General features: G+C 38.1%; 16 protein-coding genes and 2 pseudogenes. 8 read left to right on the top strand and 10 right to left on the bottom strand.

Going from position 1 to position 19,527, the window contains the following annotated elements:
- Positions 1 to 39: 39 nt before the first annotated feature.
- The 4 genes from APS80_RS00385 to APS80_RS00370 form a co-directional block, all read right to left on the bottom strand.
- Complete coding sequence (locus tag APS80_RS00385; protein ID WP_059106306.1) at positions 40 to 762, bottom strand: dihydrofolate reductase family protein; 723 nt, start codon at positions 760 to 762, stop codon at positions 40 to 42.
- Between the two features lie 152 nt (positions 763 to 914).
- Positions 915 to 2,138, bottom strand: coding sequence for a CynX/NimT family MFS transporter (locus APS80_RS00380; RefSeq protein WP_059106305.1), 1,224 nt, complete (start codon positions 2,136 to 2,138; stop codon positions 915 to 917).
- Positions 2,139 to 2,365: 227 nt separating this feature from the next.
- Complete coding sequence (locus APS80_RS00375) at positions 2,366 to 2,881, bottom strand: DUF308 domain-containing protein (RefSeq protein ID WP_059106304.1); 516 nt, start codon at positions 2,879 to 2,881, stop codon at positions 2,366 to 2,368.
- Between the two features lie 189 nt (positions 2,882 to 3,070).
- Positions 3,071 to 4,018 (bottom strand): PTS sugar transporter subunit IIC, encoded by a 948-nt coding sequence (locus tag APS80_RS00370; RefSeq protein WP_232234374.1) that lies wholly within the window; start codon positions 4,016 to 4,018, stop codon positions 3,071 to 3,073.
- Between APS80_RS00370 and APS80_RS10950 the strand changes: the two are divergent.
- A pseudogene (locus APS80_RS10950) lies at positions 4,017 to 4,106 on the top strand (hypothetical protein); the annotation flags it as partial. The gene APS80_RS00370 and the pseudogene APS80_RS10950 sit on opposite strands and share 2 nt — an antisense overlap.
- 363 nt (positions 4,107 to 4,469) lie before the next feature.
- On the opposite strand, the gene APS80_RS00365 reads toward APS80_RS10950, so the two are convergent.
- Both APS80_RS00365 and APS80_RS00360 read right to left on the bottom strand, forming a co-directional pair.
- Complete coding sequence (locus APS80_RS00365) at positions 4,470 to 5,369, bottom strand: mechanosensitive ion channel family protein (RefSeq protein WP_059106302.1); 900 nt, start codon at positions 5,367 to 5,369, stop codon at positions 4,470 to 4,472.
- A 314-nt stretch (positions 5,370 to 5,683) separates the two neighbouring features.
- Complete coding sequence (locus APS80_RS00360; RefSeq protein ID WP_059106301.1) at positions 5,684 to 6,448, bottom strand: SDR family NAD(P)-dependent oxidoreductase; 765 nt, start codon at positions 6,446 to 6,448, stop codon at positions 5,684 to 5,686.
- Between the two features lie 702 nt (positions 6,449 to 7,150).
- Here APS80_RS00360 and APS80_RS00355 point away from each other — a divergent pair.
- A pseudogene (locus tag APS80_RS00355) lies at positions 7,151 to 8,320 on the top strand (ArgE/DapE family deacylase).
- A gap of 73 nt (positions 8,321 to 8,393) precedes the next feature.
- Here the strand turns inward: APS80_RS00355 and APS80_RS00350 are convergent.
- Entirely contained in the window at positions 8,394 to 9,185 is a 792-nt protein-coding gene (locus APS80_RS00350) for an arylamine N-acetyltransferase family protein (protein ID WP_059106300.1), read from the bottom strand.
- Positions 9,186 to 9,470: 285 nt separating this feature from the next.
- Here APS80_RS00350 and APS80_RS00345 point away from each other — a divergent pair, with 285 nt between their 5' ends.
- Positions 9,471 to 10,520, top strand: coding sequence for a 2,3-butanediol dehydrogenase (locus APS80_RS00345; RefSeq protein WP_059106299.1), 1,050 nt, complete (start codon positions 9,471 to 9,473; stop codon positions 10,518 to 10,520).
- A gap of 238 nt (positions 10,521 to 10,758) precedes the next feature.
- Entirely contained in the window at positions 10,759 to 11,808 is a 1,050-nt protein-coding gene (locus APS80_RS00340; RefSeq protein WP_059106298.1) for a 2,3-butanediol dehydrogenase, read from the top strand.
- 182 nt (positions 11,809 to 11,990) lie between these two features.
- Here APS80_RS00340 and APS80_RS00335 read toward each other — a convergent pair whose 3' ends face one another.
- A complete protein-coding gene (locus APS80_RS00335; protein ID WP_059106297.1) occupies positions 11,991 to 12,608 on the bottom strand; it encodes a flavodoxin family protein in 618 nt (205 codons plus the stop codon).
- A 63-nt stretch (positions 12,609 to 12,671) separates the two neighbouring features.
- Positions 12,672 to 13,568, bottom strand: coding sequence for a DUF5996 family protein (locus APS80_RS00330; protein ID WP_059106296.1), 897 nt, complete (start codon positions 13,566 to 13,568; stop codon positions 12,672 to 12,674).
- Between the two features lie 399 nt (positions 13,569 to 13,967).
- Between APS80_RS00330 and APS80_RS11120 the strand changes: the two genes are divergently transcribed.
- Complete coding sequence (locus APS80_RS11120; protein ID WP_059106295.1) at positions 13,968 to 15,782, top strand: 3-hydroxyacyl-CoA dehydrogenase; 1,815 nt, start codon at positions 13,968 to 13,970, stop codon at positions 15,780 to 15,782.
- 119 nt (positions 15,783 to 15,901) lie between these two features.
- Here APS80_RS11120 and APS80_RS00320 read toward each other — a convergent pair whose 3' ends face one another.
- Positions 15,902 to 16,591, bottom strand: coding sequence for a M15 family metallopeptidase (locus APS80_RS00320; RefSeq protein WP_059106294.1), 690 nt, complete (start codon positions 16,589 to 16,591; stop codon positions 15,902 to 15,904).
- A 360-nt stretch (positions 16,592 to 16,951) separates the two neighbouring features.
- On the opposite strand from APS80_RS00320, the gene APS80_RS00315 reads away from it, so the two are divergent.
- The 3 genes from APS80_RS00315 to APS80_RS00305 all read left to right on the top strand — a co-directional run bounded on the left by APS80_RS00315 (position 16,952) and on the right by APS80_RS00305 (position 19,471).
- The gene (locus tag APS80_RS00315) at positions 16,952 to 17,674 is read left to right on the top strand and encodes a hypothetical protein (RefSeq protein ID WP_059106293.1); all 723 of its coding nucleotides are present in this window, start codon (positions 16,952 to 16,954) and stop codon (positions 17,672 to 17,674) included.
- Between the two features lie 28 nt (positions 17,675 to 17,702).
- A complete protein-coding gene (locus tag APS80_RS00310) occupies positions 17,703 to 18,395 on the top strand; it encodes an AAA family ATPase (RefSeq protein ID WP_169791242.1) in 693 nt (230 codons plus the stop codon).
- A 254-nt stretch (positions 18,396 to 18,649) separates the two neighbouring features.
- Entirely contained in the window at positions 18,650 to 19,471 is an 822-nt protein-coding gene (locus tag APS80_RS00305; RefSeq protein WP_059106291.1) for a class I SAM-dependent methyltransferase, read from the top strand.
- Positions 19,472 to 19,527: the final 56 nt, after the last annotated feature.

The following is a 19,527-nucleotide window of genomic DNA, read 5'->3' as shown; positions in this document are numbered from 1 at the left end:
AGAGGCCACTTTGATATTTATATTTTCATGTGTTTCACATTAGTCATTTTTTACTTTGTAACGTAAATAAATTGTACTATCTGCAATCGTATCGTTAGAAATTAATTCTAACGGCACCGGTTCTGTGCTGTCATTTTCTCGGTTTGGTAATGCGAATGGAATTGCCTCAGGATCTCCTTCTAAGATTGGAGAAACAACAAGACTTAATTCGTCGCATAAACCAGCTTTAATGAATGACCAGTTAAGTTTTGCACCGCCACCGACCATGAATGATTCCATTGGGAAGTTTTGTTGTAAACGGTCTAGTGCGTCATTTAATCCAATTTCTGATTGACCTGCAATCACGTATGGAATGTTTTTATTGCGTAAGAATGCTTTATAATCGTCACTTGTTTCTTCAGTTACAACAACTACGACTTTCGCTTTAAATTCATTGTATTCGATTGTATCTTTCGGCCAGTCTACTCTACCATGTCCGTCTAATACAACGTAATAATGATCGAAATCTGTATCTACAATAAAGTCGCCATCTGGGACCGCTTCGTGATCTGTTGTTAATTCAGGTTCATTACCATCTGTAAAGTGTTTCTGAGCTGTAGAGCGTCCAGAAATCCATGAGTCAACGGGATGCGGTGCTTCATTTGTAAATCCATATTCGTAATAAAGCTCGCCGCCTTTTTTCGTTTCACTAAATTGACTATGGTTACCAGTAATTTTACCATCGAGTGTCATCATCATATGACAAAATAAAGTTCTATTCATAACAACATCTCCTTACAATTGCTATACCCGCCTAGTAAAATTTTAAAAGTCATCTTACACTTTAGCGACTCATTTTACACCACTTAACAGCGCTCAACAGGCATCAGCATGCACTCTTCACATTTTTAAAAATTAGCCCAAACTATCTCACATTACTTCGCTAAATCATCTTCAATGACGTTGTTTTTCGCAGAAGGATACCCGAAAATGAATACACCAACTGACATGACTAAGAGCGTAATAATACCGACTGTCCAACTTTGTGTCGCATCATGTAAATAACCCATGAACAATGGGCCAACCGCAGCAATTAAATAACCGATAGATTGTCCAAATCCTGAGAGTGCAATACTGCCTTCACTTGTTCGTGCACGAATTGAAAAGAATGTCATGCACAAGCTGAAGCATGCACCTAAAGCGAGTCCTTCAATCATCATTCCAATGACGAGTAACACAATAGAATGTGTAAAGAATAAACCAAAGCCGAGTAGGTTTAATACAGTAATAATGATAATTAAAATGCGTTGATCTTTTAATTTACCCGCAATGACAGGGAAGAAGAACGTCATCGGTACTTGGCAAAATTGATTGATCATCAATAAATAACCCGCAGTTGAGGCAGAGACACCTCGGTCCATGAGAATGGAAGGGACCCACGCTGTGACCGTATAAAAAATCATAGACTGGAAGCCCATGGTCAATGCGATTAACCAAGCCAGTTTAGATTTCGTAACGGGTACATGCGCATTCTGTGAAGTGCCCTCTGTATGATCTGAAGTCGTTACTCGTTCTTGCTTTGCACCTTTACTTGCCAAAGGAATCCACAATATAAGCGCAGCAATTGCGAAAATACCCCAACAAGCTAACGATAATCTAAAACCTAATCCAGTCTCAGATAACGGGTAACTTAAACCGCCACCTAAACCTGCTGTAAAGTTCATTGTTGCAGTATAAAGACCGGTAGCGAGCCCGACTTGCATTGGAAAGCGCCATTTCACATTACTAGGTAAGACGACATTACCAATCGCTATCGCTATACCCAGTATGACAGTTCCTGAAATAAAGAGCGCAAAGCCACCTGCTACACGCACATATAATGCGACGATGAGTAGTAGAATCGCAATGAGTACGGTACGTGACATCGTCAAACGTCCAGCAATCCGTGAGACAAACGGAGACACTGCCGCAAATATTAACAACGGAATCGTCGTGAGCGTACCTGCTACACTATTATTAATATCCATCACTTCTTTGATTTCATCGATCACAGGTCCGACAGAAGTTAGCGGGGCTCTTAACGTCGACGCGACGAGTACAATCGCGAGGATGATACCCCAATTTCGTGTGAGTTTCTGTGATTGATCATACGCCTTCATCTCGATACCACCTTTAAATTGATGTTTTACTTTTATCTTATAATAATTTTACCCAGAAACCTAGCACCCTAGCGCTATCGTGCTGTTATTCTTAAAAAAAAGAGTGAGGCAGAAACGTTAACTCACTTAACCTTTTCTCTGACTCACTCTTATGAAAATAACTTTTTAGCACTTAGGTTCCGTTAACCCTAAAGCATGTGCACTCTTTTCAAAGCTTTATATTTTTATTATGAAATACCATCAATCACATAAATAATACCAATAATCGCAAATGTCACAGCAATCATGAGGGATACAAAAATCATTCCCATAAATGGATTGAATAGAAGAAGTACCCCAAGAATGATACCTAAAATATTCGTCACAATGGTTAACGCACGTAACGCCCCACCATTGGTCATCGTCATCAATCCTAATATCGAACTCAAGATAAACCAAAAGGCGAAGAGATAGATGAATAACGTTGAGCTTACACCCACATTAAATAATACGATCAAGCCGAAGATAATATCGATGATTCCTGTCACTAAAATCATATTAGAATTAGCACCAGCTGCAGCTTTCGCTCGTTTTCGGAATGTAATACCAATCACACCATTGATTAAGATAAGCAAACCGATGAGCCACGTTAACACATAAAAGTTTCTTACGGGATAACTAAAGATCACGACTGCAATAATTAACAACAGTGTACCCATGATCAAACTCGACCATTTTAATTTATCGTTGTTTTCGTTTGCCATAAAATGCCTCTTTTCTCTATTTTGAACTTTCTCTCCATTATATAAGATTGACATCTATTTTTGTTGAATGAACTTCTAAAGTGAAACATTACCCCACCAAAAAAGAATACCAACACCTATGAGCGTATCATAAGTATTGGTATTCACGTTCATTTCAATTTTTTATTTCCTGGAAAATATTTCATATGTTTATCTTGATGAATCGGCAACGCCACGTTCAATCATGTCTCGTTTGGTAACGACTGGATATTTCTTGAACACGATTGAGCCAATCAATCCAGCGATACCCCCAACGACTGCCATAGCAACGCCATAAAGCACGACGGTTAACGGGCTGTTGAAACCGAACATGACAAGGAATCCTGCAATCGGTGTTGCAGTACCTGTTGCATCATTCACCATACCTGATAGCGCAATGACGAGTCCTGCTGCAGCACCACCAAAGAAGTTCGTAATGTAAACCGGTATCGGGTTCGCAGAGACTATATCTGCTTGAGATAACGGTTCTATACTTACAGCAATCGTATCTTTACGATCACCGAGTTTCAATCTGTGGAATAATGTACTGTTGATAAATGCTGAACTAAATGCCGCCATTGCCCCAATTGCCATTGGAATACCTGTCAGGCCGAGTAAAGCGGTCAAGGCCATTGAGCTGAGTGGTGCTGTACCTACAACCGTGATAATACCGCCTAAAATGATACCCATGATAATCGGGTTTGTATCTGTACTACTCTGTATGATATCACCAATTTTCAATAATGTGTTGTTTACCACTGGTGTTAACAGTGTCGCAATCAAACGTGCGATCGGTGCCAAGATTAAGATTGAACCAATTAAGTCCAATCCATCTGGCACATATTTTTCAGTGTATTTCATCACATAACCAATTAAGTAACCTGCGAAGAATCCTGGAAGTAAATCCATACCTCCACAAGCTGCCGCGATGACTAACGCATAGACAGGTGATACACCAATCGCAAGTGCAGTGAGTCCAGCTGCTGCGACGCCATCAAGGCCACCTGCTGCATCCCCCAATTCTTCTAAGAACTTGATGCCAAAGACCTGGCCACCAACGTACTTATTAAATGCTTCGACTAAAAATGTTGCTATCGCCGCATTTGCTAAAGCCCCCATTGCTCTCATTCCATTTGGTGCCTTATAAGTAAATAGTGTGAACATAACGAGCACTAAAAATAAAAATAAAGTACCAATTAATAAATCTACCATTTCTTTTCCCCCTTGATTTATGTAATACATAAGAGTAGTTACCGTAATTCTACTAAACAATATATTATATTGCACGGAATATTTAGGGATTTCTTTGGTTTTTTGAGATTTTTTATAAAAATGCATATAAATTCGGTGTATTATAAATATATTCGTTATTTATGTGAAAGCTTTCTCAATCTTTTAGGTGTTATTTAGTCTTCACAAATATTGTTTTTACTCATATAAATCCGAAAGTCCCAATTTGTTGGCACGTGATAGATTGAAAATGCCCACACACATAAAAAAAGCGCAACGAAATTCACTTTCTCAGTCAATTTCATTACGCTTCCTAAACTTCTTATGAATAACTTATTTCTTATTGTTGCGTGTCTTCTGATCCTGGTTCTGGTTGTTCATATTTAACAAGTGTCGGTTTTGGAATTTCAATGCCTTCTTCGTCAAAGTAATGGACAACTTCTTTACGTAATAAACGTTCACCAGGGAAATGCATACCTGGTTTCACGTGTGCTAACAGTTTTATCACCATTTGATTACCATCAATGTCATCTAAACCGAGTAATTCTGGTGCATCCACGAAGATGTCATGTTTATCTTTGAGTGTTGGCAAGAATTCAAGGAGTTTTTTCTCAATCACTTCGTAATTTTCTTTCGGTGACACAGGTACCATCACGAGTGGTGAGACATCGGTTGCTGAGAAGTTCACAATCTCACTGATCGTACCATTTGGCAGCGTAAAGATTTCACCTGTATCTGCTTGAATACGTGTTGATCTTAAACCGATTGTTCTTACGGTACCTTCCGCAATCGTCGCACCTGCAGTATTGATCTTAACGTAGTCACTGACATCAAACTGCCCTTCAAAGATAATAAAGAAACCAGTGATGATATCTTTCACAAGTGTTTGCGCACCGAAACCTACTGCGATACCGATGACCCCAGCTCCGGCTAAGATCGCAGATACGCTAATACCGAAACGTGATAAGATTGATGTTAATACGATGAACCAGACAATATAACTAATCAAATTCTGTACTAACGTAGAAAGGGTTTCACTACGTTTGATTTTATAATGTGTTTTCTTTTTCGCATTCGTTTTGAAAATTTTTCTAACCACTTTTTTCGCAACAGCGATAACAATCATACCAATAATGATATAAGCCGCAATCACTAAGACATGAACTAATAATTTTTGGTAAAATTCAACTTGTGTAAGTGGTTCAATTAGTTGCATTAACAGCTTTTTAACATGTTCCATCTGTTTCTTGGCCTCCTATTCTTCGTTTGTGACATGTTGTTTCGTCGCAATACATTCTTATTCCTTGGGTCATAAGCGAAATCTATATTGCGTATTAAAATATGCTTTACCTTTCATAATTATCACATTTAGTAAATGAATTAAACCAGAAACATTTGAAAAAGGTGAAAGTTACTGAATTTGTTAGAAATTACAACCGCCACATTATAAAACAACGCAATAAAAAAGCCGGCCTCACCTTACAGATGAAACCGGCCAAAAATGATTTTATAAATAATTGTTGTGAAATCTTTCAGCTATTCAAGCAACTTGAATTAGTTACCTGCTGTAAGACCACCGTCAAGGATTTGTTCTGTACCTGTAACGTACATTGATTCATCTGAAGCAAGATAAACAATGTTGTCTGCTACGTTTTCAGGAGCACCTAAATAACCGATTGGAATTAAGTCTTTAAGTTTTTCGATTTCTTCGTCACTGTAAACATCTTCTAACATTGGTGTACGGATGTAAGAAGGATATACACCGTTTACTCTGACGTTATAGTTTTGGTTAGCGTAGTATACGGCAGTTGCAGCTGTTAATAAACGTAATGCACCTTTAGTTGTGCTGTATGGTGCAGCGTTTTGTAAACCTCTTAAACCAGCGATAGAAACGATGTTGATGATTGAACCACCATTTTCGTTTTCTTTCATGTATTTAACTGATTCGTTACTACCTAAGAATGGTCCTTCAACATTGATTGCGAATGATTTACGGAAATCATCGATTGTTGAATCTTCAACAGTTTTAGCAATGCTGATACCTGCACTGTTAACTAATACGTCAAGGCGACCAAATTCGTCAATTGTTTTTTGAACTGCGTCTTTCCAGCCTTCTTCGCTAGTTACGTCTAATTTAACGAATAATGCTTTACCTTCACCGTCTTTGTTAATATCGTCAGCAACTTTGTTACCTAACTCTTCGTTTAAGTCAGCAATAACAACTTTTGCATCGTTTTCTACCATTCTTCTAGCAGTAACTTCACCTAAACCTGAAGCGCCACCAGTAATAATAGCGACTTTATTAGATAATCTACCCATAATACTACCTCTTTAATATTCTTTACGTATAGTATATACGACTTAGGTATGAAATTAAAGGAACTACATCTTTATACCTTAAGCACCCGATCAGCGCCCATTTTTAGGCGTTCACCATGTACTTAACGTATAAATAAATATCTTTACAATATTGTTCCCTTGCAAAGTTCCTCCGGGTGGGTAGCGACTTAGTATAGCCTTTCCTGAGTGTACGTTCATATGATAACCAATATCCCTACTATTCCTATCGGATTATCTTTGCAGTTATTAATTATATAACCTTTTATGAACTTTTAAAACACTAAATGGCACTTTTTGTATAAATTTCTGTAATAAATATGTCAAATTTTATTCTTAAATCGTTCATAACTCGATAATATTCGCTTGATTTCATCCTCAAACCATTGACATCACAACATTTTTATTTCAAGAACTTACAAACTACAAATTTATCAAAATAAAAATAAAATCTATATATGCGCTACACAAACAATACACACTTTTAGTTTAATTTTACAACTATACACAACCTAAAAGTGTTATACTTTAAGGAGTGAGATTGGAACTGTCGCCCAACTCAGATATTCAACTACACGCAGCAAACGCACCACATTGTTCAAAAATGGAGGGCACATATTTTAAATTCGCAGTAAAAAGACACCGGTTCCTAGCTTACTGATTTTAGATAAAGGGGATGTGTGCATGAGTCTATTTAGTGAAGCACAAAAACTACAGTTTTTAGAAGATTTAATCTTGATTGATACCGTTAATCACAACGAGCTTGAAGTCTGTCGTTATTTATAACAACTGCTCTCTGACCACAATATCGAGGCGAAGATTATCGAATTAGGTGAACACCGTGCGAACCTAGTCGCTGAAATTGGAGAAGAAGGTCCTGTGCTCGGAATTTCTGGTCATATGGATGTCGTTTCACCTGGTGACCACGATAAATGGACATATGATCCATTCAAGCTCACTGAGATGGATGGAAAATTATATGGTCGCGGTACAGCAGATATGAAAGCGGGATTACTCGCACTCGTACTCAGCCTCATTGAGATTCACGATCAAAACCTACTCCATACTGGACGCATTCGTCTACTTGCCACAACAGGGGAAGAAATCGTAGGTGAAGGCGCGAAAGCATTCCAACAACAAGGTTATATGAATGATGTTGAAGCATTGATTATCGCAGAACCTTCGCAAGATAAAATTATTTACGCCCATCGTGGCTCTATGGATATTCGGATTACTTCTCGCGGTCATGCGTCTCACAGTTCTATGCCAGAGCTTGGATTTAATGCGATTACGCCACTCATTCAATTCATTCATGACGTGAACGACCAATTCAGTCAGTTCGATCAACAGAATGATCTCCTCGGACATGCGATTATGAATAACACACTCATCAAAGGTGGCGAACAAGTGAATTCTATCCCGGCTTATGCCGAAGCTGAATTCAATATTCGTACAATTCCTGAACATGACAACGAACAATTTATCACTTTTTTCAAAGACGTTTTATCACAAATTGAAACGGAGGACACAGATTTAGAAATGGATGCTTACATGTCCAGACTTCCTGTGTACACCACTGGTCATAATCAACTCGTCGAACTCGCCATTCAGATGGGTGAAAAATACTTAAATACGACGCTCCCTTCAGAAGCTTCTCCCGGAGTTACAGATGCTTCAGATTTACTATTAGATAAAGGAGAAGGCTTCCCGTTCATCATGTTCGGACCAGGTACGATGGATCAAGCCCACCAAGTCGATGAACATATTGAAAAATCAGCTTACTTTACCTTTATCGATTTATTCACAGAAATGCTGCCAACCTATCTAGAACAACTCAATCCATCGACAAACTAAGTTGCTAAACAAAAAAGCAAGTTAAGGTGGCTAACTTAACTTGCTTATCTTCCAATAAATGCTATTTTAAAACTCAATCATTCGCCGGTTCGAGCGTTTTAACCGTTTCATCAATATCAAAGTAATCTTTTAGGATTTCGCGATAATTATCCGACGTCACAGGTAATTTCTGCTGTCCAGACGTATCTGTAATCGTTAAATGATGTTGTGACATCGTGTAACGGCCTTCTTCAGTTAAACGACTCACAACTAAATTTTGTACAAAGCCGGATGCGGGATCATGTTGGTTCTTATCGATAACCTCATCGAAATAGTCTATCGGACGGTCTATAAAATCAAAACTATACTGTGTCTTCCAAGGGCTTGCTTCATCTACTTTTTGTTGCATCTCATAATCATCCGTTGTCCCTTTGATGACGCGATAAAGACCTGAATGATGATCATCAACAACCTCACCTGTCAAAGGTACTGGAACGGTAGATGCATTACCGAAACCAACGTCGACAAGATACGTACTCCCATCGAGTTTGACGTATGTCGTTAGATGTGAATCTTTAAATACAAAGTCACCTTCTGGCGTATAAACGGTTGCGGCCAGTCTCCCTACCGTGTAACCTTTTGCCTTTAAATAGTACTGGCTCAGGGTATTCAACTCATAACAGAAGCCGCCTCGATGCTGATGGACGATCTTGTCAAAGTTAGTTTCAACATCCGTAGAAATCGGCACACCGTTCTGAACATGAATATCTTCAAAAGGGATATGTTTCATAAATTGTGTCATATAGTGCGCCAAGCCATCGACGGTATGACTTTCGACACGAGCTGGATCGACCTCGATATAGTGTTCAAACGCAGATATATCCATTTTGTAACCTCCTTTTTGTTACTTTGTAATCACGTTAGCTAATCTTTCTATTTCATTTTAACGCATGCTTGTACCATTTGATGATTGAACAACTCAGCACCACGCACACGACATTTTCAAACGCGCATTCACGCCCATCGTTACACATTTTAAATTGTGTAAAAATTAAATACAGTTCTAATCCATTTTCGTCAACAAAATTTCAGATTTAATATTATATATCTTGTATTATTGGTGTTAAAATATTCTGTAGAAATAGATTAAATAAGTTAGGGGACATGTACTATGAAAGCAGCAGTATACTATGGTAAAAAAGATATCCGTGTAGAAGAATGGGAAGACCGTCCACTTCAAGCAGACGAAGTTAAAGTGAAAGTCGCTTGGACTGGTATTTGTGGTAGTGATTTACACGAATACGTTGACGGCCCACTCAACACACCCGCAGAACCAAATAAATATACACATAGACAACTTCCATTCCCACTCGGTCACGAATTCTCAGGTATTGTGGAAGATATCGGTGCAGACGTAACACACGTCGCTAAAGGGGACCGTGTCGTTATCAACCCTTCATTAACACCTGACAACCAACCAGAAGGCTTTGACAATACTGAAGGTATCGGCTTCTTAGGTCTTATCCGTCCGGGTGCCTTTGCGCAATATGTCAATGCACCAGAAACAGTCGTACACAAAGTACCAGACAATCTACCCCTTAAATATGCAGCACTTGTAGAACCACAAGCCGTTGCGAACCAAGCGATTAAAGAAGCACGACTTGCCTTTGGTCAAACCGTTGCTGTAATTGGTGTTGGACCAATTGGTATTGCAACTATTTTAGGCGCTAAAAGTGCTGGTGCAAAACGTATCGTTGCCATCGACTTATCTGATGAACGTTTAAGCTTAGCAAAAGATATGGGTGCTGATGCGGTTTACAATTCCAACAATTTCGATACACAACAAATTTTAGATAGTGAAGGTTTCGACAAAGGCTTCGACGTGACATTCGAAGTTGCTGGAGTCGCACCTACATTTGTTCAAGCTATCGAATTAACAAAAGCCCGTGGTCAAGTGAGCATCCTAAGCATTTTCGCTCATGAAATCGAATGGAACCCTGCGCAACTTACTAAATCATTCGTCAACGTACAAGCGTCACTCGGTTATACGTACGATACATTCTTAGATACATTAGAACTTATCGCAAATGGTCGTATTGATGCTTCTAAAATGATTACGTCAGAAATTTCACTCGATGAAGTTCCAGACGGCTTTGAATTATTAGCTAATGATAAAAAACAAGCTAAAATTTTAGTTAACGTAGACGGCGAAGATAACTAATTCACACGACTGCATAGATATATTTTAAGACCAGGCGTCACTGCCTGGTCTATTTTATGGAAAAAAGAACCGTCAGAACCGCTTTTTCCAACCCCTTCCACCCCAGCATCCTCAGAATTTGTGAAAATTTTAACAAAATATTTTCTATATATTAATTTAAGTTTCATTATTGTAACTTCCGGTTAAGTAGTGTTAAACTTATCTTTGTGGAATCTTTAAAAGTTAGGGGACATGTATGATGAAAGCAGCAGTTTACTATGGTAAAAAAGACATCCGTGTGGAAGATTGGGAAGACCGTCCACTTCAAGCTGACGAAGTAAAAGTCAAAGTGGCTTGGATTGGTATTTGCGGTAGTGACTTACACGAATATGTTCATGGTCCGTTAAATACACCAGAAGAAGAAGAAGAATTTACAGGAAGAACTCTTCCATTCCCATTAGGACATGAATTTACAGGTATTATAGAAGAAGTGGGTTCAGATGTAACTAAAGTCGCTAAAGGTGACCGCGTTGTAATCAACCCTGCTTTAACGTTAGACAATCAACCTGAAGGCTTCGATAACACTGAAGGCGTGGCTACTTTAGGCTTAAACCGTCCAGGTGGTTTCGCACAATACGTAAACGTGCCAGAAACAGTCGCACATAAAGTACCAGAAGATTTATCACTTAAATATGCAGCACTTACTGAACCACAAGCCGTTGCAATTCAAGCCATTAAAGAATCTGGTTTGAAATTCGGTGAAACCGTTGCTGTCATCGGTGTAGGTCCAATTGGTATCGCTACAATCTTAGGTGCAAAAGGTGCCGGTGCGAAACGTATCGTTGCCATCGACTTATCTGATGAACGCTTAAACTTAGCGAAAGAAATGGGCGCAGATGCCGTATACAATTCTAAAGATTACACTTCAGATCAAATCTTAGAAAATGAAGGTTTCGAAAATGGCTTCGACGTAACATTTGAAGTCGCAGGTGTTGCCCCTACATTCGTTCAATCTATTGATTTAACAAGAGCACGTGGTCAAGTTGTTATCTTGAGTATCTTCTCTAAAGAAATCAACTGGAACCCTGCGCAACTTACTAAATCATTCGTAAACGTTAAAGCCTCTCTTGGTTATACGTACGATACATTCTTAGATACAATGGAATTAATTGAAAATGAACGTATCAATTCACCCAAAATGGTTACTTCAGAAATCAAACTTGATGAAGTTCCAGACGGCTTTGAATTATTAGCTAACGACAAAAAACAAGCTAAAATCTTAGTTAACGTTGATGGTGAAGATAACTAATTCCAGTCATCTAAGATATATACTGTCAGAAACAAATTTGAAATCTTTTTCCAATCAAAATGAGCCATTAAATGCTTTCTTTGTTGAAGTCATTTAATGGCTTTTTTATATTACTATTACTTACCTTTCAACAAACAATCCACTTCGTAAAGGCGCCACCACAACAGCGACACCCGCTTCAATTAACCATCTAATTGGTTACCTTCATTTGGGATAGGTGTTGCATCTAAAATACGTGCCATATGAATGGTATTGTAAGCGAGCCATTGTACATGTTGTTTGGTAAATTCATTTTCATGATCGATATCTCTATAAGAAGGGCCTGGTCCTGCTTCTCCGACCCAATAGGCATCCACATTTGGCGGAATAGTAAATCCGATATGTGACAATCCATAAAGCACTGACGCTGATGCATGTTTCGCTCCGTCTTCATTACCTGTCACAATCACACCACCGACTTTGTTGTAAAATGCGGCTTGTCCTTTTTCATTTTTAATACTATTACTACCGTACATACGTTCAATGACTAAGTTAGCAACACTGCTTTTCTCACCTAACCAAAGGGGTGTACCGATGAGTACGATGTTCGCGTCGAGAATTTTATCTAAGATTTGTGGCCATTCATCGCCATCCCCCATATCACTATCGATTCCGTATTTTACATCGTAATCTGTCACTCTCACCATTTCAGTTTCAATATTTTCTTGTTGATAAATATCTATAACTTCATTCGCTAAAGCTTCCGTATGTGAAGGTTCGTCACCTGTTTTTAACGTCGTATTTAAAATTAACGCTTTCATATTAAGCCTCCAGACCTTTCATTTTTCTCTATCTTAAATTCGCAGTTGGCTAAATGATTCTAATTAATCTAAGTGGTTTTCACTCATTTTCAGTGGTAAGTGGAAATGGTCGCAATCTTCCCAGTTCAAGTAAGATTGTAAAAGATTATATGATTCATATAAGAATTTCTCGACTGATTTCACCGTATCTTGGCCGTAATCTGAAACTTCTAACAAGAACTCGCCCATATCGCCATCGAAATAGCTGCCATCTGGGAAGTCTTCATGGCATTCAAAATCATCTTCCGCAAATGGATATGACATCACGAAGAACGTAGGCCCTTTAAACTGATCATCACCAAACCAGAAGCCGAATTCGATCATCTCTTCATCAAATGCGGCACGTTCAATCACTTTGTCATCATCTTCAAATGGACGGTGCACATTGTTGATGATCGCACTAGAAATATCAAACGTACCCCAGAATAAACCGGATTGGAATTTTCTTGTGCGAAGAGATGCGATAAATGTAGATTCAGCATGATACGCAAATTTCATAATGTCGAGTGCTTTGTTGCTGATTTCGCTGTCATAATGATGATGTGTCGTATCTTGTTCAAATGGTGTTGTATCTTCGACTTCTTGTGGCGTCGTATTAATCTCTACAGTCACGCCATTTTGTTTTAAGAAATCACGAATCTCTTCGTAATAATCTTTGATTGTTGTGCCATTTTCTAACGGAATAAAGGATTTATTGCGTCCTGCACGAATTTCAATTTCATCATCAAGTAAGTTAACCGTAATTGAAAAATCTTTATCTTCACAATGCAACATGCCTGTCGTAAAGCCTTGTACAGTGATATCCAACGGGACATGAGCCCATTGAGGTTGTTGATACGCTGCTTCAAGTTTATATTTTCCTAAAATTTGGGATAACAGATGCATGGTTTCTTTCTCTTGTTTCCATTCTTCAAGTAACATAAAATCCTTTCACCTCATCTTAGTTTAAGATTTATTAATCACCTACCCCCTCTTATCGCAAATAATCATTTTATGAAGATATAAAGATTGACCTATATTTGACTTAAAAATTGTGAAAAAGGGGTATAACCCATCATATAGTGGATAATATGAAACCATTGATGTCATCTATGCATTCAGTGAATGATAAACCGATACAGTGACACACGTTTCTGCCATACGCAATTCATATTTACTCCCTAGCAAAATAAAAAATTATTTAATTTAGTTTGTGAAATATATAACAAGTTTTTTGGTAGACTATCTTAATTAAGAGCTGTATACTATAGTTATACCGTAAAGGTTTATTCTTTTTGTCTTATTTAATATTTAAATATTTGGGAAAGAGGGTTAGTTATTATGGATATTAAAAACGTTACAGTTGCCGGTGGTGGCGTACTTGGTAGCCAAATCGCATTCCAAGCCGCTTTTCACGATTTCGATGTCACTCTTTACGACATCAGTGATGATGCTATCGACAAAGCAAGTAAAAATCTTGAATCTTTAAAAGACAGATATAAAGAAGATTTAGATGCTTCTCAAGATAAAGTCGACAAAACATATGATTCTATTCAATTGACTTCTGAACTTGAAGATGCTGTATCTCAAGCAGACATCGTCATTGAAGCAATCCCTGAAACACTTGATATCAAAACAGACTTCTACACAAGTCTTGCAGATGTAGCACCTGAAAATACAATCTTCGCTACAAACACTTCTACATTAACTCCAAGTGATTTCAAAGAAGCAACTAAACGTGAAGATCGCTTCTTAGCACTTCACTTCGCAAACGAAGTATGGAACTTCAACACTGCAGAAGTGATGGGTACAGAAGATACTTCAGAAGAAACTTACAACACTGTCGTTGATTTCGCTGAAGCAATGGGTATGGTTTCTATCCCTATTAAAAAAGAACAACCTGGATACATCCAAAACTCATTACTCGTACCTTACTTACATGCCGGTGAATACTTATTCGTTGACGATATCGCAGATCCACATACAATTGATAAAACATGGATGAAAGCGACAAATTCAGAATTCGGACCATTCAGTGCCCTCGATACTATCGGTCTTAACACAAGCCTTAACATCGTGAAAAACGATTACGAAAAAGACCAAAAAGATTGGCAAAAAAAATACATGGATAAACTCCAAGAACGTATTGACGATGGTAAAACAGGGAAAGCTGCTGGTGAAGGATTCTACAAATATCCTAACCCACTCTTCGAACAAGAAGATTTCTTCAACAATCCTGAAGAAATTTGCAATTTAACTCACGGCTTCAACAATGTCACTGTTGCAGGTGGCGGTGTACTTGGTAGCCAAATCGCATTCCAAGTTGCTACAGGTGGCTTCAATGTATCACTTTACGATATCAGCGATGAAGCAGTTGAAGCAGCAAAAAACCGCGTAAGCAACATCAAACCTCAATACAAAGATGATATGAACGCATCTGACAGCGACGTAGATGAAATCGAAGGACGCATTTCATTCTTCTCTGACTTACAAGAAGCAGTGAAAGATGCAGACTTAGTCATCGAAGTTGTACCAGAAAACATTAAAATCAAACGTTCATTCTACAGCGATCTTCGCGACGTTGTACCAGAAAAAACAATCATCGCTTCAAATACTTCAACATTAAAACCAAGTGATTTCGAAGAAGATACAGGTCGCCCAGAACAATTCGGTGCCCTTCACTTCGCTAATCACGTTTGGAAAAACAACACTGGTGAAGTAATGCCTGGTTCTAAAACAACTGACGACACTTACAACAAATTACTCGCATTTGCCCGCGACATCCACTTAGTTGTCCTTCCTGTAAGAAGAGAACAACCTGGTTATATCTTAAACACATTACTTGTTCCATTCTTAAACGCAGGATTAGACTTAAATGCACGCGGCGTTGCTGAACCAGAATTGATCGACAAAACATGGATGATCGCAACTGGCGCACCAATGGGACCATTCGGTATCATCGATAATGTTGGATTAAACACAACTAAAAATATTAAAGAAGCTGAATACGAACAAACAAACGATGAAACAGATAAAAAAATCGTTGATCTTCTTCAAGAAAAAATTGATAAAGGCGAAACTGGTATCAACGAAGGAAAAGGCTTCTACGACTATTCAGACGGTATCCCATACAACAACCCAGACTTCTTAAAATAAGAATAAGGGACAGGCTACACGTCATTAACGATATATCTAGTTGATGCAACGCATTAAGCCATTAAGTGATTCGTTCACTTAATGGCTTTTTTATATGCGCTATTTTATTCTGCGAAACATTATTTCTCTTTATCTTCTTCATCCAAACCGACATATTCTTCTAAGGCTTTGCCAGATTCTTTAATTTTTTCTGCATCTGATTTACCGACATATCTGAGATGCCATGGTTCGTATTGGTATCCTGTGATGTCTTCTTTACCTTCAGGATATCTCACTATAAATCCGTACTCATGCGCATGATTTTTGATCCATTTACCCGCGTTCGTTTCTCCAAAGGATTGATCAAAGTTATTCGGTGCATCTTGTGAACCAATATCGAACGCTAAGCCGGATTGATGTTCTGAGGTACCGGGTTCTGCGCTATATTTTTTGGCAGCTGCTTTGCCATCTCGTTGGACATATTCATTAAAGACTTGTTCTTGATATTGATAGCTTCTAAATCCGCTTGTAATGAATAAGTTTAAACCCTCTTGATTACCATCCTCTAACAGTTGATTTAACGCTTTTTTCGCTTTCGTGTCTTCACCTGGATTGTAATCTTCAGGCAACGGATGGTCGGCGTTCACAATTAAGATATCATCAACATATGTCACACCGTCTTTCACTTCTTTGTGATGTTCAGGTTCCTGTTTCACTTGTTCCGTATTTGATTTTTGATTTTTATCCTCAGATTGCTCTGTATCATTTTGTGTACCACACGCTGCTAAACCCAGACACAACCCCACAACAAGTAACTTCATTTTATGCATTTCAGGAGCCTCCTATGTGTAATAACGCAATTTAAGTTTACTATAGACTACCTTCATCCTCTACAACATATTTCACCCATATCGTAACATGTTTATGCCGTTTAATTAAAAATGAGCTTAGTTGCAGAGAGATTTCCTACGTTTATTTAAAAAAGCACTTCACATTTTCTGAATATTACAATATATTTAAATTATCTTATTTTCTTTATCATATTGGATTTCAGTACATAAATAAATAAACGATCTCACATTCACTACATATTTTACAAAAATCTTACCAAAGAAAGTAAGTGTATCTATCATCACCGGCTAATTTGTCCTTCACAAGCAAGACGAAACTGCCACGATAAGGAGGATTTTATGAGACAAACACTCGCTTTTTTCAACTATTACGTGAAGATGCTTTCAAAAGATAAGATCTCGTTATTTTGGACCATTCTTTTTCCATTGGTTCTGTCGTTAATCACTTATTTGCCGCTTCAAAATCAATTTGAAACCAACACGCAAAAGCTCGAATTTCTTTATGTTTATTGGGCGTTTTCCATCGTAATGATCTTCGTAAATGGTGTAGGTTCTTATTTTGCAACCATTAGACAACACGGTTTATTAAAAACGTTCTTTTCCATTTCAGGAAAGAAACACCCATTTGTATTATCGATTATTATCGCACAGCTCATTGTCGGATTAATTTCGTTGACTCTGTTGACGGTCGTTATGGGCTTCATATTAGATGTATTTTCACTTCGAATATTTATCAATATGTTGCTTTACTTTATCGCCATCGTCCCATTAGCACCTGCGTTTTTAATCATCGCATTTATTCCTGTGAAAGCTGAATCCGTGTCGACGATTCTCAATATTATCACAATCGTGCTCTTCATCCTTACCGCTAATTCCAGCAATCAATTCGGCGGTTTCGAGTGGCTCAATCCGTTGTATTACTTCAGAGAATTATCCCTCGTCATCGGTCAGATTCACACACATCCCTTATTACCACTCTTGAGTGTCTACGCCGTTTATTTAATCATTGGTCTATTTTCACTCTTAAAATTAGATATTAATTCGAAAGTCCAAAGAACATGAGGTGCTCGCTATGTATGAAATCAATGACATGACTTTTAAATATAAGAAAACGACCTATCCAGCATTAAAAAATATTAGTTTTAAACTTTCGCCAGGCGTGCTTAACGTATTGGTCGGTGAAAATGGGGCTGGAAAAACAACGCTCATGGACTGTATGGCTGGCATGCACAAGGTGGATGCATTACATCAACTCCCACCACAGCGTGACATGATCTATATGACACAAAACATGTTTTTTACGTCTTACACTACGGGCCAAGATATTATTCAACTCATTAAACATATGGGGTCTGCTAAAGAGTGCGCTCAATTCGATGATAAAATCAAGCAAGATTTAGAGCCGAAAGAACTGGACAAACTCGACCATCTCAGTCATCTTTCAATCGGTAAAATGTCTGAAGGTGAAAAGAAGTGGCTATACATCACGTTACTCTCTGCGCTCAATCGTAAATTGTATTTATTCGACGAACCGACAAGTGGGGTAGACCCTCGTTCTCGAAAGTTAATCATTAAACGACTCAAAGCATTAGCGAAAGACAAGACCGTACTTATCTCAACACATCAACTTCAAGATCTGTATCATTCGACGAGCCAAATCATTTTCATTCATGATGGAAAGAAAATCTATGACGACACCTTTGATCAGTGGTTAATCGATATGAAGACAGAGGATCCAGACAAAGCGTTTGAAGACACTATTTCCCAGGAAATAGATGTGTAAGTCATCTTCATCTCTTCATACGCGCATCCCACCTTTTATTCCTAAAATGAGCCAAGGCAACCATTCGCTGGCTCATTTTTTATCGTCTTAAAAATAAAATTGTAAAAATATATGATTTTAGTAGTTTGAAATGGTAATCTAACTATGACTCTGTACGCTCACATATGAAGGTAGTATCATTTATGATATAGCTGATCATATTAATCAAGTATAAAATGTAATGAACTCAAATTATGAACACAAGGAGTATAGTTATGAAAACATTAAATGGCATACCTGAATCTATGTTGATCCCTTTAGCCGCTAGAGCAGTAGAAACGGACCACTCAGAACCTATCATCAATGATCCGTATTCTAAAACGATTTTTGAACAATTAGATTATCCCTTTGCGACAATTACTCAAGCCCCATCGTCTCAAATTGGCATTAGTATACGTACATTTATTCTAGACAGAGTCGTAAAGTATTTTATTGAACATACAAAACACCCACTCATTATTAATATAGGGAGTGGTTTAGATACGCGTTATAAACGATTGAAGCTCGACGACGTCCCTTGGTTTGATATAGATGTACCAGAAGCGATTGAAGTGCGCGCGCCATTTTTCCCTGAGACGCGTTACCATAAGATGATTGCCAAATCGATGCTAGACTTTGACTGGATTGGCCAAGTTAAGCAAGATCCTATATATCATGAATCACAAGACATCCTCTTTATCTTTGAAGGGATTCTTATGTATTTCGACAAAGCAACGAATGCGATGTTGTTAGAACAAATCAGTGAAGCGTTCAAAGATCACAATCTCCTCTTCGCGATAGAACATTGTTCTAAAACAATCGCCAAACATACGAAAGAACATAAATCCGTGTCTCAATTGAAGTCTCATCCACCTTTTAAATATGGATACAATACGCTCAGACAACTCAATGCGATTAAGCCATCACAACTGGAAGTCGCATGTGAGTTTAATTACTTTGATTACTTTAGTCATCGCTGGGGTGCGTTCGGTTTATTTCGCTTTATCCCTTTCTTAAAGCACCGCTTCAACAATAAAATCGTCTTGATGATGAATTAAGTACGTTAACTATTCGAGCATTTCCCCACGCATCCATCGTAATGTACCACAGAATA

Origin of the sequence: Staphylococcus auricularis (genome assembly GCF_001500315.1) — a bacterium.
GTDB lineage: Bacteria > Bacillota > Bacilli > Staphylococcales > Staphylococcaceae > Staphylococcus > Staphylococcus auricularis.
The sequence above is the reverse complement of the archived record's forward strand: the minus strand, read 5'-3'. Positions and strand labels throughout refer to the sequence as shown.

Excerpts from the sequence above, each read along its gene's own strand:
- APS80_RS00385 (WP_059106306.1), bottom strand. The coding sequence starts at position 762 with ATGAATAGAACTTTATTTTGTCATATGATGATGACACTCGATGGTAAA.
- APS80_RS00380 (WP_059106305.1), bottom strand. The coding sequence starts at position 2,138 with ATGAAGGCGTATGATCAATCACAGAAACTCACACGAAATTGGGGTATC.
- APS80_RS00375 (WP_059106304.1), bottom strand. The coding sequence starts at position 2,881 with ATGGCAAACGAAAACAACGATAAATTAAAATGGTCGAGTTTGATCATG.
- APS80_RS00370 (WP_232234374.1), bottom strand. The coding sequence starts at position 4,018 with ATGGGGGCTTTAGCAAATGCGGCGATAGCAACATTTTTAGTCGAAGCA.
- APS80_RS00365 (WP_059106302.1), bottom strand. The coding sequence starts at position 5,369 with ATGGAACATGTTAAAAAGCTGTTAATGCAACTAATTGAACCACTTACA.
- APS80_RS00360 (WP_059106301.1), bottom strand. The coding sequence starts at position 6,448 with ATGGGTAGATTATCTAATAAAGTCGCTATTATTACTGGTGGCGCTTCA.
- APS80_RS00350 (WP_059106300.1), bottom strand. The coding sequence starts at position 9,185 with ATGGATATATCTGCGTTTGAACACTATATCGAGGTCGATCCAGCTCGT.
- APS80_RS00345 (WP_059106299.1), top strand. The coding sequence starts at position 9,471 with ATGAAAGCAGCAGTATACTATGGTAAAAAAGATATCCGTGTAGAAGAA.
- APS80_RS00340 (WP_059106298.1), top strand. The coding sequence starts at position 10,759 with ATGAAAGCAGCAGTTTACTATGGTAAAAAAGACATCCGTGTGGAAGAT.
- APS80_RS00335 (WP_059106297.1), bottom strand. The coding sequence starts at position 12,608 with ATGAAAGCGTTAATTTTAAATACGACGTTAAAAACAGGTGACGAACCT.
- APS80_RS00330 (WP_059106296.1), bottom strand. The coding sequence starts at position 13,568 with ATGTTACTTGAAGAATGGAAACAAGAGAAAGAAACCATGCATCTGTTA.
- APS80_RS11120 (WP_059106295.1), top strand. The coding sequence starts at position 13,968 with ATGGATATTAAAAACGTTACAGTTGCCGGTGGTGGCGTACTTGGTAGC.
- APS80_RS00320 (WP_059106294.1), bottom strand. The coding sequence starts at position 16,591 with ATGCATAAAATGAAGTTACTTGTTGTGGGGTTGTGTCTGGGTTTAGCA.
- APS80_RS00315 (WP_059106293.1), top strand. The coding sequence starts at position 16,952 with ATGAGACAAACACTCGCTTTTTTCAACTATTACGTGAAGATGCTTTCA.
- APS80_RS00310 (WP_169791242.1), top strand. The coding sequence starts at position 17,703 with ATGACTTTTAAATATAAGAAAACGACCTATCCAGCATTAAAAAATATT.
- APS80_RS00305 (WP_059106291.1), top strand. The coding sequence starts at position 18,650 with ATGAAAACATTAAATGGCATACCTGAATCTATGTTGATCCCTTTAGCC.